The organism is Kitasatospora sp. NPDC087271 (assembly GCF_044744605.1).
Classification (GTDB): domain Bacteria; phylum Actinomycetota; class Actinomycetes; order Streptomycetales; family Streptomycetaceae; genus Kitasatospora.
Map to the genome: position 1 here is coordinate 115341 of NZ_JBIUYQ010000012.1, position 13276 is coordinate 128616.

At 72.2% G+C, this 13276-nt stretch carries 11 protein-coding genes and 2 tRNA genes; 7 read left to right on the forward strand and 6 right to left on the reverse strand.

What is annotated here, in order from left to right:
- Nucleotides 1–200 precede the first annotated feature (200 nt).
- Nucleotides 201–1385, reverse strand: a complete 1185-nt coding sequence (locus tag ACIO9K_RS21420) for a serine hydrolase domain-containing protein (protein ID WP_400331980.1) — start codon at nucleotides 1383–1385, stop codon at nucleotides 201–203.
- A gap of 353 nt (nucleotides 1386–1738) precedes the next feature.
- Between ACIO9K_RS21420 and ACIO9K_RS21425 the strand changes: the two genes are divergently transcribed.
- Entirely contained in the window at nucleotides 1739–2662 is a 924-nt protein-coding gene (locus ACIO9K_RS21425; protein WP_363622727.1) for a hypothetical protein, read from the forward strand.
- Between the two features lie 290 nt (nucleotides 2663–2952).
- Entirely contained in the window at nucleotides 2953–3612 is a 660-nt protein-coding gene (locus ACIO9K_RS21430; protein WP_363622729.1) for a polysaccharide deacetylase family protein, read from the forward strand.
- A 102-nt stretch (nucleotides 3613–3714) separates the two neighbouring features.
- Here the strand turns inward: ACIO9K_RS21430 and ACIO9K_RS21435 are convergent, their stop codons facing one another.
- Nucleotides 3715–4527 (reverse strand): hypothetical protein, encoded by an 813-nt coding sequence (locus ACIO9K_RS21435; RefSeq protein ID WP_363622731.1) that lies wholly within the window; start codon nucleotides 4525–4527, stop codon nucleotides 3715–3717.
- Between the two features lie 194 nt (nucleotides 4528–4721).
- Between ACIO9K_RS21435 and ACIO9K_RS21440 the strand changes: the two genes are divergently transcribed.
- Nucleotides 4722–4792: transfer RNA gene (locus ACIO9K_RS21440), tRNA-Cys, on the forward strand.
- Between the two features lie 386 nt (nucleotides 4793–5178).
- Here the strand turns inward: ACIO9K_RS21440 and ACIO9K_RS21445 are convergent.
- The 3 genes from ACIO9K_RS21445 to ACIO9K_RS21455 all read right to left on the reverse strand — a co-directional run bounded on the left by ACIO9K_RS21445 (nucleotide 5179) and on the right by ACIO9K_RS21455 (nucleotide 8678).
- On the reverse strand, nucleotides 5179–5865 hold the full coding sequence (locus ACIO9K_RS21445) for an esterase/lipase family protein (protein ID WP_400331985.1): 687 nt from the start codon (nucleotides 5863–5865) through the stop codon (nucleotides 5179–5181).
- Nucleotides 5866–6203: 338 nt separating this feature from the next.
- Nucleotides 6204–8603: a hypothetical protein gene (locus tag ACIO9K_RS21450; RefSeq protein WP_400331992.1), complete on the reverse strand. Its 2400-nt coding sequence runs from the start codon at nucleotides 8601–8603 to the stop codon at nucleotides 6204–6206.
- Nucleotides 8604–8606: 3 nt separating this feature from the next.
- A tRNA-Gln gene (locus ACIO9K_RS21455) sits at nucleotides 8607–8678 on the reverse strand.
- A gap of 109 nt (nucleotides 8679–8787) precedes the next feature.
- Between ACIO9K_RS21455 and ACIO9K_RS21460 the strand changes: the two genes are divergently transcribed.
- Genes ACIO9K_RS21460 through ACIO9K_RS21470 form a run of 3 tightly spaced genes read left to right on the forward strand, consistent with a single transcriptional unit; the run spans nucleotide 8788 to nucleotide 11534 of the window.
- Nucleotides 8788–9174, forward strand: a complete 387-nt coding sequence (locus ACIO9K_RS21460) for a hypothetical protein (protein ID WP_400331995.1) — start codon at nucleotides 8788–8790, stop codon at nucleotides 9172–9174.
- 48 nt (nucleotides 9175–9222) lie between these two features.
- Nucleotides 9223–10077, forward strand: a complete 855-nt coding sequence (locus tag ACIO9K_RS21465; protein WP_400331998.1) for a glycerophosphodiester phosphodiesterase — start codon at nucleotides 9223–9225, stop codon at nucleotides 10075–10077.
- Nucleotides 10074–11534 carry an MFS transporter gene (locus ACIO9K_RS21470; RefSeq protein WP_400332001.1) on the forward strand — a complete coding sequence of 487 codons (1461 nt, stop codon included), beginning with the start codon at nucleotides 10074–10076 and terminating at the stop codon, nucleotides 11532–11534. Before ACIO9K_RS21465 ends, ACIO9K_RS21470 begins: the two co-directional genes overlap by 4 nt.
- Before the next feature lie 40 nt (nucleotides 11535–11574).
- Here ACIO9K_RS21470 and ACIO9K_RS21475 read toward each other — a convergent pair whose 3' ends face one another.
- Complete coding sequence (locus ACIO9K_RS21475) at nucleotides 11575–12240, reverse strand: TetR/AcrR family transcriptional regulator (RefSeq protein WP_400332004.1); 666 nt, start codon at nucleotides 12238–12240, stop codon at nucleotides 11575–11577.
- Between the two features lie 82 nt (nucleotides 12241–12322).
- Here ACIO9K_RS21475 and ACIO9K_RS21480 point away from each other — a divergent pair, with 82 nt between their 5' ends.
- On the forward strand, nucleotides 12323–13222 hold the full coding sequence (locus ACIO9K_RS21480) for an alpha/beta fold hydrolase (RefSeq protein WP_400332006.1): 900 nt from the start codon (nucleotides 12323–12325) through the stop codon (nucleotides 13220–13222).
- Nucleotides 13223–13276: the final 54 nt, after the last annotated feature.

Consider the following 13276-nt stretch of genomic DNA (forward strand, 5'->3'; position numbering starts at 1 on the left):
GGGGCGGGCCGATCGGTGGGCGGCGGGCCGTCGGCGGACTGCTGGCAATGGAGTTGGGACTGCCGGATAATTCTTCTCCTGGGACCGATGAGTTCGGGCGGCGGCGCGTGCAGGGGGTTCGGAGAGTCGCCGCGACACCGACGCCATCCTGGAACTGGGCGACGCCAACCACGGCCACTCTCACTACGGAGCCTCGGCCGTCACCTGCACAGGGTGGCGTCGAGGAGGGCCAGGACATCGGAGGGGCCCTGCTTGGTGGGCGCCGTGTCGGCGGTGACGGCAACCGTGACGGCGCGGCCGTCATCGGTGACGCCGGTGCGCGTCTGGTAACCGGGGATGTCACCGCCGTGCCCCCACATCAGGCCGCCGCAACTCAGCGGCGTACTGGTCACTCCCAGCCCGTACCGGGCACCGGGCCACATTCCGCCGGGGACCTCGACGGTGGTCCGCATCTGGGCGAGCTGTGCGGGCTTCAGGAGCTTGCCGCCGAAGAGGGCGGAGAAGAATCGGTTCAGATCGCTCGGGGTGGAGATCACCTGCCCGGCGGCCCAGGACCAGGAGGGGTCCAACTCGGTGACGTCCTCCAACGGCCCCCCGGGCTGCGCGTAGTAGCCCTGGGGGTGTGCTTCCCGGATGCCCTCGTCGCCCGCGCCGGGGAAGTAGGTGTGGCGCAGTCCGATGCGTTCGATGATCCGGTGGGTGATCTGCTCGGCCAGCGGACGGCCGGTGACCTTCTCGATGATCAGGCCGGCCAGGAGGTAGTTGGTGTTGCTGTACGCCCAGCTGGTCCCGGGGGCGAACAGCGCCTTGTGCGCCAGCGCCAGGTCGAGCAGGGTTCGGGGCTGGAGGTAGGTGTGGCGCTCCGTGCCGACGAGGTCGCCCGCGAAGTCGACGTAGTCAGGCAGTCCGCTGGTGTGCTGCAGCAGCTGACGTACCGTGATGTGGCGGCCGTCGATGCCCTCGCCGCGCACCAGGTTCGGCAGGTACTGCTCGACCGGGGCGTCGAGGGCGACCTTGCCTTCGTCGACCAGTTGCAGGACGACCGTGGCGGTGAACGCCTTGGTGTTGCTCCCCGCCCGTACCTGCCCGTCGACCGGCACCTTCTTCCCGGTGCTCAAGTCTGCGACGCCGGCAGCGTAGTTGCGGGTGCGCCCGTCGCGGCCGAGGTCGGAGGCCAGGGCGGCGGGGTACTTGTCCTCGTGCACCAGGCGGTCCAGGCCTTGCCGCACGACCTCACCGGAGCCGCGGGGCTGCGCCGCGGACGCGGGCAGAACGCCTCCCACGGCCAGACCGGTGGCGACCGTCACCACCACCATCGCGATGCCTCGCCCCGGCCCGGACGACGAGGCGCGGGCACGTCGAAGCGGGCGAGCACGATCGGTCATGGGGGAACCCTCCTTGTGCACCCTGCCGGATGCATCGGCAATTCGTATGCCTTCAGCCTGGGTGCTCAAGATCCACCGATCCATCCGGGCAGCGGGCCCATGCGAGAGGGGGATAATCCCCGGTCGGGGCCGTCATGGAACCCTTTTCCGGGTCCAGCCGTGGAAGGCCTCGGTGGTCCTGGCCGCACTTCGTGCCGGCCGTCGGCGGGAGGATTTGAATATGATCCGGTCGCTGGCGTCAACGCGCTTGGTGTGTCGGATAGTTGTGGTACGTTCCGTGACCTAACCACAAATAGGTGACCCCGGCAGCGCGGCAACGCTCCGGGGCCCGGCAACAGGAGAAGAACCTCCCGATGCGCGTCCATCGTAGCGCCCACGTGCGCGATTTCACCGTGCTGCCCAACACCGTGCTCCAGTACCGGCGGCTGTCCTACACCGCTCGCGGTCTGCTCGCGGACCTCCTCTCCCGCCCGGACGGCTGGCGCGAGGACGGCCGGCACATGGCCGACACCAGCCCCCAGGGGCGCTGCGCCATTCGCAAGGCGCTGAAGGAGCTGGCCGAGGCGGGCTTCTACCGGGTCGAGAAGATCCGGATGCCCGACGGCACGATCATCACCGAGACCCACGTCCACGACACCCCGCAGCTGATGCCGCCGGGTGCCAACCGTCCGGCCCCCGGCGAAGGGACCACCGGCGGCGCTGACGCCCTGGTAAAGAACCCGGTGAAAGAACCCTCCCTCCCCTCCCGGCAGTCCGGAGAGCCCGGCGCCGCCCTGGGGGCGGAAAGGCGGGAGGGGGACTCCGAGAAGGACGCGCCGGACGAACGGCTCCGCGAGGCGGTCGCCACCCTGTTCCGGGTCATCCGCCCCGAACCGCGCCTGCGCCTGGGCGAGGCCGAAGCACGTGAACTCGCACCCCTGGTGGCCCAGTGGCTGGAGCGCGGCAGCACACCCGCCGACCTCGCCCGGGCCCTGCTGCCGGGCCTGCCCGCCCCGGTGTACTCGGCGGTCGCGGTGCTCCGCTACCGCCTGGAGCGCAAGATGCCGCCCGTCCGGGCCGCCGCACGGCCAGCGGCGGCCGGCTACGCCGAGTGCGCCCAGTGCCACGACCCAGTGGTCCAACCCGGCATCTGTCGCGCGTGTGCGGGCCTCGTCAGCCGCCCTGCGAGCGACAGCCGCACGACGGGAATCGCCTCCGCAGGCGCGGCGCGGGTCCGGGCCGCGCTCGATGCCGCCAGAGCCGCCGCACGGGCATCGGCCGCCGTCGCGGCCAGGTGAAACGTCGGCCGGTTCCGGACGGGGCGGAACCGGTATTCGGGCCGTGCGGGCCGGGCACTCGTCGGGCGACTTCTGGGCTGGCATCCGGGTGAAATGGGGCGGAGTCGCCTGGCGCGAATGGAAGCCGGGTACGACGCTGCCAGAATGCAATTTCCCTGAAGGCCACCTGCACAGGCGGTGCCGCCGGACAGCTGGAGCAGAACATGCGAATCATTCGACCACGCAACAGTCCGGAAGAAGCGGCCGGTGGAGGTGCGGGGCGTTTTCCGTGGACGCTGATGTACCACTCGGTGGCATCAACGAGTGAGGATCCCTATCTGATTACCGTCGACCCTGCGCGCTTTCGCCGCCAGCTGCGCTGGCTGTCCGCCCGCGGGCTGCGCGGGGTGTCGGTCGGCGACCTGATGCGCTCGCACCGGGGTGGTGGCGCGGCGGGCATGGTGGGGCTGAGTTTCGACGACGGATACCGCGACTTCGTGGAGGAGGCCATGCCCGCACTGGCGGAGTACGGCTTCACGGCGACGGTCTACGTGGTGGCCGACCGGCTGGGCGGATACAACGACTGGGACCGGCAGGGTCCGCGCAAGCCGCTGATGACGGCGTGCCAGGTCCACGAGGCCGCCGCCGCCGGGCTGGAGATCGGCTCGCACGGGCTGACGCACCGGCGGCTGGCGGGCCTGGGCGCGCGGGAGCTGGCAGCCCAGGTCGCCGACAGCCGCCGCGTGCTGGAGGACCTGACGGGGCAGGCGGTCGAAGGGTTCTGCTACCCGTACGGTTCGCTCGACGCCGCCGCGGTGGAAGCGGTGGCGCGAGCCGGCTACGGGTACGGGTGCGCGGTCAGCCCCGGGGTCCACAGCGGGGTGTACGCGCTTCCCCGCTGCTACGTCGGTGACCGGGACGGGCCGCTGCACCTGGCCGCGAAGCTGGTGCGCGACCGCTGGCGGCGCTGACGGCGCCGACGGCCGGCGAGGACCTGCCGGCGACGAAAACCTGCCGGGCACCGCGGAGGGCGGTGCCCGGCAGGTCGGCGGTAGGCGGTCGGTGGCGGAAGGTCAGTGGGCGGTGGCGGCGGGTTCCAGATGCAGCCAGGACTCGTGCCACAGCAGGGCGCAGCGGCGGTCGCAGCCGGTGGCGAGCGGCTCGCCGCCGCAGCGCAGGCCGTTGAGGATGAACCAGCGGCCCTTGGCGGGGTGCTGCCACCAGGCGAGGGAGCGGTGGCGCAGTTCGGTGGCGCTGTGGCGGGTGTCGGCATGGAGCTCCATGCCCGGCTGGAAGGGGACGCCGTCCAGCCGCCCGTCGGGGTCGAGGGTGGCGTGGATCTCCGGGAGGCTGCGCACGGTCGCCCAGAGGGCGGCGGGCCGAGCAGCGGGGACCGGCGCGGTGGCGGGCTCCAGCCATTCGTCGCGGAACAGCAGGGCGCAGTCCAGTCCGCAGCCCTGGGCCCCGTCCGCGCCGTGGCAGGTGGCGCCGGCCAGGGCGACGGTGCCGGACAGGCGCCGCACGCGGTAGTGGTCGTCGATCATGCGGCGCACGATGCGTTCGACCTGGTAGACGCCGCCGCAGAACGACCACTGGCTGCGGGTGAACCACAGGCCGCGGTGGCGGTCCTTGGCGTCGAGGGTGGCGCGCACCGTGGCCTCGTCCTTCACCCGGACCCAGTCCCCCTCGGTGAAGCGGGAGGGCCGGCCGGGCGTCGGGACGGCGGCGCGGCGCTCCCGCAGGCCTTCGCGGACGATCCGGGCGCGGCGCACGACACCGAGCGGGGGAAGGTCGCGCAGGGGGAGGCTCTTGTACTGGCACCGGTTCGCAGCGGTTCCGCAGCGCAGCTCCGTGGTACGGGTGGACCATGATTCCTCGACGGCCATCAGTGAAATCCCATCGGGTCGGAGATATCGGCACAGGCTAGCGCACCGCGACTTTTCCGCGCTGGCCCGCCGGACCCTGTCGACACCATGTCGAGAGAAATAGCACTAAACGCATTAAGGGTCTTCTGGAGTGAAAGATCGGCGTCGCCGGGTAATCCCCGTTCATGTGCGTGTAATGTTTCCCTCGTTGCCGCGGTGGAGTGGCTGAGTGGCGAGGCGACGGCTTGCAGGGCCGTTTAGATGGGTTCGATTCCTATCTCCACCTTTTCTTTCCGGCGATTTCGCCCGTATTCCTGGTCCATGGATTGTCCGGGTTCGCGCTCTGATTTATCGGAGAGTCGCGGCCGACGGCCCGAGTCGGTGGCCCGCGCAGCGCGGCCCACACTCTCCCGTTGTGGACGCCATGGAGTCAGTGATCCGCCCGGCGGTTCCGGCCGACCTGAACGCCGTGGCCGAGATCTTCGCGCACTACGTCCGCCACACCGTGGTCACCTTCGAGGAGGCCCCGCCACCGGCGGCCGCCCACGGGTTTGACCGGGAGGCGACGCAGATGTGCTCGTCGCGCCGTTGTCGCGGCGGGGCCGGCCACCGCGCCGAGGATCTGTACACGGCGGGTGGCCGGTGGTGCCGGTGCGGTGGTGTGGCTGTGTGTCAGCTGGTCAGGATCGCGGTGACCTTGTCGAGGACGCCGGGGTTCGTCAGGAAGTCGTTGTGCTTGAGGCCGTCCGTCTCGATGTTGGTGGCGCCGTTCAGCTTGGTGCTGGTGGTCGGGGAGATCTGCTCGTCCTTGGGGGACCAGAAGGTCGTGTACCGGGTGGGGCCCGGGGTCTCGGTGTCCTGGTTGAGGTGGCTGATGACCCACGAGTTGGGCGTCATGTCCTTGCATCCCTGGTCCCAGAGGGCGCAGAGGTAGCCGAGGGAGGTGCCGTGGTTGGGGCCGGCCAGGGAGATCCAGTTCGCGACCTTCTGGTTGCCGCCTCCGAACTTGAGGTACCAGCGGCTCGGCAGGCTGCCCAGGCTGTGGGCGACGATGTTCACCTTGGCCGCGCCCGTCTGGCTCAGAACGTTGTCGACGTACTGGGTCAGTTCCCCGGCCAGGACCTCGTTGGTCGACCGGGAGGTGTCGTAGCCCCAGGCGAAGGCCGGGACGTCCTTCGAACGGAGGCCGGTCATCAGGGTGCCCCATATACCGGGGTCCGCGTTGCGGCCGTGGATGAGGATGACGGGGATGTGTGCGGTGTCCGCGTGGGCCGGGACGGCGGCCCCCGGTCCGGTCAGCAGGGCCGCGGTTATCGCGGCGGTCAGGGCGGTTGCGGCGGCGGTGGTGGGGCGACGCATGTGTGCTCCGAGGTTCGTCGGCGGATGGACGGCACGGATCGCGGGGGCGCCCGCAGGATGGCGGGTGCCCCCGTGTCGCGCCAAGCGCATCATCGGCGACGGGGTGCCGAATGGGCGGAGAGCGTTCGACCTTCACTCGATCGGGTGATTTGTGGGCGCGGGTCGCACTCGTTCGAGAACCGTCCTCGGTCAGCAGCCACCCACCGACGAAGACCACCCCACCGGACGGCCGACCTGCTGGAGCTCGTTCGGGTCGCCGCCCAACCAGCCGAACCCGCCGGTGCCGACGGCTTCCTGGTTTGGCGGCGGCGGGTTCGGCCTGGGCGGTGCGCGGGTGGTCAGGTCCTGGGGGCCGGGTGGAGCCAGTGCGGTCCCGTGGTCCAGCCCAGGAGGCGGCGCCCGGCTTCCGCGTCCGCGGCGCCGCCGCGGGCGGCCTGGCGCAGGCCGGCCAGGGCGGGGGCGAGACGGGCCGCGACGTGGGCGGGGTGGCGGGCGGCCTCCCCCCGCAGTCCGGCGATGACCCGGGCCTGCGCGGCGGGCTCGCACAGGGAGAGGTGGAACACCAGCTGGCGCCACGCGTACGCCGCGTCCTTGATGGTGGACAGCGGCCGCGGGTTGTCGTGGATCCGGGCCGTCGCGCGGCACACGGTGGTGAAGCTGCGCCAGGCCAGGTCGTCCCAGCCCGGCTCGGGGCTGATGCCGACCCGGGTGACCAGGGTGGCCAGGTTGTGGGTGGTGAGGATCTGGGCCTGCTCGATGATCTTCCCGTTGGACGCGATCGACCATCCTCCGGACACCTCGGCGCGCTGCGCGCACAGCTCGGTGAACCCGGGGGAGGAGCGGGGGCGTCGGCCTCGCGCCGGGGCCTTGTTCGCCCTGCCCGGCTTGTTCGGCTTGCCCGCCTCGGCGGTCGCGAGGTCGTGGACGGCCGCGTAGTCGATGGCGTAGTAGCGCTCGTACAGCGTGCCACCGAGCAGTTCCGCGGCGGCCCGGGCCGCCGCGAGGTACTTCGGGGTGAAGGTGCCCGTGAAGATGTCCGCCGCCAGTTCCTCCACGAACGGCGCGTCGAGCTCGGCCTGCCGGGCGAGCACGCCGAGTTCGCGCACCAGCGCGTTCGGCAGGAGCGTGCCGGGGAACGCCTGCACGGCCAGTTCGCCGAGCCGGCGCAGCGCGGTACGCGCGGGTGCGCGGCCGTCCTCGCCGACGCGGTGTCCGGCCACCGCCCGTACCCAGGGCAGTTCGTCGACCCGCACCTGCCCGGTGAGGTCGCTCAGGAGCAGCGAGCGGCGGTTGCGGAACGCCCGGTAGTTCGCCGCCATCAGGGTGCGCAGCGCCTCGTCCGGGTAGGACTGGGCGCCGGCCACGGCGACGAGCTGCGGGACCAGTTCGGCCAGGACCTCGGCCGAGGGCACCATGCCGCGCTCCACGAGCGTGTCGATCGGGGCGCTGAGCGCGGCTTCCACCACCTGTCGGATCGCTGCGGGCACCGGGGTGCCTGCGGGGAGACGGGTGGTGTGGCCGGTGGGGGGCGCGTGTGCCTCGTGCGTCTCGTGCGTCTCGTGCGCCTCGCGCGCCGAGACGTCGGCGACCAGCGGGGACACGTCGGCCACGCCCGTCTCCTGGGGCAGCCCGGAGAGGCGGCGCAGTACCAGCTGGGCGAGGTCGTGGTGCGAGGGCTGGGCCGCCTGCACGGCCTGGCGGGTGCGCAGTTCGGAGTGCCGGTCGGAGCCCGGCCGGCCGCGTCGGCGCACCATGGATGCCACCGCGTGCCGCAGCAGTCCGAGGCGGCGCGCGTCCAGCGGCCGGCCGGCGGCGGTCTCCGCCAGGGCGCCGCGCAGGATGCCGAGGTTCTCCTTCGGGTCGCGGTGCTTGGTGCAGCGGGTGTGGGCCGCGGCGAGTTCCTCGTAGCGGCGGAGCAGCATCGCGCCGCGCTCCGTCCAGGCGCTGTCGGGCGTACGCTCCAGGACCCGGCCGGCCTCGGCGGTCTCCAGCCAGTGGGCCAGCAGTTGGTCGCCGAAGGGCTGCCAGACGGTGAGCGCCTCGCGCTGCGCTTCCACGGCGGCGTTCGGCCGCCGGCCCGTGAGGGTCGTGACGGCGTCGCCGACCGTGCGCCGGTGCACCGCCTCGGCGTCCGGCGCGGGCAGCGCGGACGGCCGGGGGGTGAAGCGCAGCCGGTCGGCGAACGGCGCCAGGACGTCGACGAGGTCCAGCGCGCCGGCCGCGTCCCCGGCCCGCACGAGCCACGCCACCGTCAGCAGCGCGGCCTCCTCCGGCACGGCGGCCTCGTAGCGGCCGCTGTCGAGCAGGTCGTACAGCCGGGACAGGCCGGGCTCGGTGAGGCAGTACGCGAAGAGCGCCCCGCGCTCGGCCGCCACCCCGGCCAGGGCCGCAGCCTCGCGCTCGTACGGCTGGAGCGGGCCCTCGGCGCTCGCGGCGGACGTGGCGAAGCCACCCCGTACGACCTCGGGCGTCACCCAGGCGGGCAGTCCGGCCACCGGGGTGCGCGAGCCGATGGCCAGCCGGCCGTCGGCGATCCCGGCGAGCACGGCGCGCCAGCGGGCGACCCGGGTCTCGGCGTTGCGCCGGGTCTCGGCGTCGGCGTGGGAGTCGGTGTCGGAGTTGTCGTCGGGGTGGGCCGTCGAGGTCAGGAATGCGCGGGCCAGGGCCAGTTGGCGCTGCGGGTAGTGCGCGGATATCCCGGCCCCGGTGGGGTGCTGCTGGTCAGCGTCGTCGTCCATAGGCCGACGTGGCAGGTGCCGCCCCTGCGCCCTCCGGGTCCAGAGCCCGGTGCTCTGCTGCTGAGCTACACGTCGATGGCGTGAGCCTATGCGTCAGGTCGGCGGCCGTGCAACGCACTTTCGCTGTCTCCGCCGGGCTCGCGGCGTAGCCTGGCCCTCCGGGTGTCCGATGGGGGGAGCCGTCGTGTCGATCGAGTTCGTTCGCCGCCTGGACGGTCTGGTGTACCACTTCCGCGCGGACGGCGTGTTCAACGGCCGGCCGTCGTACAGGCGGGTGGACCTGGACGTGTGGTGCCGGTGGCTGCCGGAGCGGGGCTGGTGCACCGTCGGCGCCGACGGGGTCGCCAACTCCGGGCCGCTGGCGGGGCGGACGGACGACCAGGAGCTGCTCCCTCCGCTCGGCCCTTGGCGCAGCTGGAAGGCCGGCAGGTCGTACCTCTACGATCTGCGCCGCGTCGACGATCAGGGCGGTAGCGGTACTGCTGGTGCTGATGGCACTGATGGCACTGATGGCACTGATGGCACTGATGGGACTACTGGCGGTACCGGCGGTACCGGCGTTACTGCTTGACAGGGTGCGTAATACTGTAACGCGCATCCCAGCAGCTCGGAGCACCACATGCACCCCTTCCTCGACCACCCCGGGCCGCTCGCCTTCGCACACCGGGGCGGTGACCTCGGCCACCCCGAGAACTCGCTCGCCGCCTTCGCGGCCGCCGTCGCCCTCGGGTACCGCTACCTCGAAACGGACGTGCACGCCACCCGCGACGGCGTACTGGTGGCCTTTCACGACACCCGCCTCGACCGGGTCACCGACCGCACCGGTGCGGTGGCCGACCTGCCCTGGGCCACCGTCAGGCGGGCCCGGATCGGCGGCACCGAGCCCGTGCCGCTGCTGGAGGACCTGCTCGACGCGTTCCCCGGGGCCCGCTTCAACGTCGACGTCAAGGCGGCGGCCGCCGTCGGGCCGCTGGTCGAGACGATCCGCCGGGCCGGCGCCTGGGACCGGGTCTGCGTCGGCGGCTTCTCCGACAGCCGCCTCGCCGCCGTCCGCGCCGCCGCGGGCCCCCGGCTGGCCACCTCGCTCGGCCCGCGCGAGGTGGCCCGGCTGCGGCTGCGTTCGCTGGCCGGGCCGCTGCTGCGGGGGCGTGGGGCGCGGTCCGGGGCTCCGTCCGGGGCGCAGTTCGGGGCGCGGTTCGCCGGGGCGCCGTTCGCCGGGGTGTGCGCGCAGGTGCCCGAGCGGCACCGGGGCGTCCGGGTCGTCGACCGGGCCTTCGTACGCGCCGCCCACCGCCTCGGCCTCCAGGTTCACGTCTGGACTGTGGACGATCCCACACGGATCAGGGCTCTCCTCGGCCTCGGTGTGGATGGCATCATGGCCGATCGCATAGACGTCCTGCGGGACGTCCTCGGCGAGCGCGGCTGCTGGAGCGACGGCAGCACCGGCTCCAGCACGGTGATGGGATCTCCATGACGAGCACCACGGACAACCCGCCGGACCGTCTCCCGGACGATCTGCCGGACGGCCCGCCGGAGCGCGAGGCGGCCGCCGCCGATGACAGCGCCCTGCGCCGGATACGGTTCGGCTGGTACATCAACGACTGGGCCAACGCCGCCTTCTCGGCCACCGTCCTGACGGTGTTCCTCGGGCCGTACCTGACGACCGTCGCCAAGAACGCCGCCGACGCGGCCGGCGACGTGCACCCGCTCGGAGTGTCGGTGCGCGCCGGGTCGTTCTTCCCGTACACGGTCTCCTTCTCCGTGCTGCTCTCGGTCGCGGCGATGCTGCTGACCGGCACGGTCGCGGACCGCACCGGGCGGCACAAGGAGCTGATGTGCGGCTTCGCCTACGTCGGCGCGGTCGCCACGATGGGGATGTTCCTCCTCGACGGCGACCGCTACCTCCTCGGCGGCGCACTGCTGGTGGTCGCCAACATCGCGTACGCGGTGTCGGTCGCCCTCTCCTACGCCTACCTCCCCGGCCTGGCCACCCCCGACGAGCGCGACGCGGTCTCCTCCAAGGGCTGGGCCTACGGCTACGCGGGCGGCGGACTGCTGCTGATCGCCAACCTGGCGCTGTTCCAGGGCCACGACGCGCTCGGCCTGTCCTCCGGCACCGCCGTGCGGATCTGCCTGGCCTCGGCCGGCCTGTGGTGGGCGCTGTTCACGCTCGTCCCGATGCTGCGGCTGCCCTCCCGGGCGGGCGCGGCCCCCGACCGCACCCCAGTCGTGTCCGGCCGTACCCCGGTTGCGCCGGACCGGCCCGCCGCCACGCCGGACCGGCCCGCCGCCGGCAGCCTGCGCGAACTCGCCCGCACCCTGCGCGGGATGCGTCAGTACCCGCTCACGCTGCTCTACCTGGGCGCCTTCCTCTGCTACAACGACGGCATCCAGACCGTCGTCTCCCAGGCCTCGCTCTACGGCAGCGAGGAACTCGGCATGGACCAGACCTCGTTGGTCGCCGCCGTGCTCCTGGTCCAGATCGTGGCGATCGGCGGCGCGCTGCTCCTCGGCCGGATCGCCCGCCGCTACGGCGCCAAGCGGACCGTCCTCGGATCCCTGGTCGGCTGGGTGGCCACCCTCGCCCTCGGGTACCTGATGCCCGCCCACCAGCCCGTCTGGTTCTTCGCCCTGGCCTGCATGATCGGACTGGTGCTCGGCGGCAGCCAGGCGCTCTCGCGCTCGCTGTTCTCCCACCTCATCCCGGCGGGCCGGGAAGCCGAGTACTTCAGCGTCTACAAGGTCAGTGACCGCGGCACCAGTTGGATGGGCCCGCTGGTCTTCGGCCTCGCCTACCAGATCACCGGCAGCTACCGCTCGGCGATCATCTCCCTGCTGGTCTTCTTCCTCATCGGCTTCGTCCTCCTGCTGAAGGTCCCCGTCCGCCGCGCCATCGAGGCCGTCGGCAACCCCGTTCCCGAACGGCTCTGACGCCCCGGCCGGGGGCGCTCACTCGGTCGCCGTCGAGGGTTTACGGGCCGGGGAAGAGCCGGCCGAGGTGGTAGTGCAGGACCGCCACCGCGTCGTCCGCCGTCCGCTGGCCGAGGAGGACGCTCAGGCCCAGGCCGGCGGAGACCGCCAGGAGGACGACGGCCTCCTGGCGGGCGTCCATGCGCGGATCGGTGTCCCCGGCCTGCCGGGCGGTGGTCAGCTGGCCGACCAGGAAGTCCTCCATCTCGTTGGGCGCCGCGAGGAACGACTGCCCGGCGAGCGCGGGGTCGGTGATGGAGAGCACCGCGTACTCGGTGTAGACGAGGTGGAAGGTCCGGCTCTCCTCGTCCGTCGGCACGGACTCCAGCAGGACCGCCTCGACGATGTCGCGCGGTGACGCCGAGGGCCCGGCCGCCCCGGCGCGGTCGCGGACCCGTTCCTCGACCCGTTCCTCGACCCGTCCCTGGATCCGTTCCTGGACCCGCTCTTGGATCCGCTCGCCCATCCGTGCGGCCAGGCGGGTGAGCGCCGCGAGCAGCAGCTGCTCCTTGGTGTCGAAGTAGTACTGCACGAGCCGCACCGAGACACCCGCCTCGATCGCGACGGACCGCATGGTGACGGCGTGCAGCCCGGTGTCCGCCGCCGTGCGCAGCAGGGCGTCGATGATGTGGGCCCGCCGCTCCTCGTGATCCACCAGCTTCGGCATCGGGTTCCTTCCAGACATTTTTATGGTACAAACATACCATCAAGTGCTGCTGTTTCATGCATTCCGAGCACCGGGAGGGACCATGACCAGGACCAGCGTCGGACACTTCGTCAGCGAGAAAGCCCGAACGAAGTTCCTTGAGGCCTACGACCGCGCGATGGAGCTGTGGCCGTCCCCCCGCCGGGAACTCGATGTCGAAACCAGCTACGGCACCGTCCACGTCCACCACTACGGACCCGAAACCGGCGAACCGATCGTGCTCCTGCACGGCCACGCCGGACACCCGTCCAACTGGTACCCGCAGATCGCCGCCCTGGGCGAACACCACCCGGTCTACGCGATCGACACGCTCGACGACCCCGGCCGCAGCGTCCAACGCGCCGTCGCGGCCGGCTCCGAGGAGAACGCGGCCTGGCTCGGCGAGGTCTTCGCCGGGCTCGGACTCGACCGCATCCACCTGGTCGGCCTCTCCTACGGCGGCTGGCTGACCCTCAACCAGGCCATCCACGGACCCGAACGCCTCGCCTCGATCGCGCCGATGGACCCCGGCGGCATCGAGAAGGTCCCCGCCCGGTTCTACGCCCACATGATCGGCGGCCTGTTCGGCATGCTCGCCCCGCGGCCGCTGCGCCCCGCGCTCGGGCGCCTGCTCGCCAACCCCGCACTCAGCTCGCCGCCCGAGATGATCGCCCCCCTGATGCTCGGCATGCGCAGCTACAAGCCGAACACCCGCCCCGCCGCCAGGCCGTTCACCGACGAGGAACTGAGTTCCATCCGCCTGCCCACCCTCGTCCTGCTGGGCAGGCGCAGCGCCCTGCTCCGCCCGCGCCACGTCCTCCAGCGGGTCACCGCGCTGATCCCGGGAGTCCGGGCCGAGATCGTGCAACGAGCCGGCCACGGCCTCAACCTGGAACGCCCCGACCTGGTCAACGAACACCTGCTGCAGTTCATCACCTCCTCCCGGCAGGAGACCCGGAGCTGACGGGCGGCCTCCCTCGCCGGGTTGGCGGCTGACGCCGAATCCGCAGAATCCACA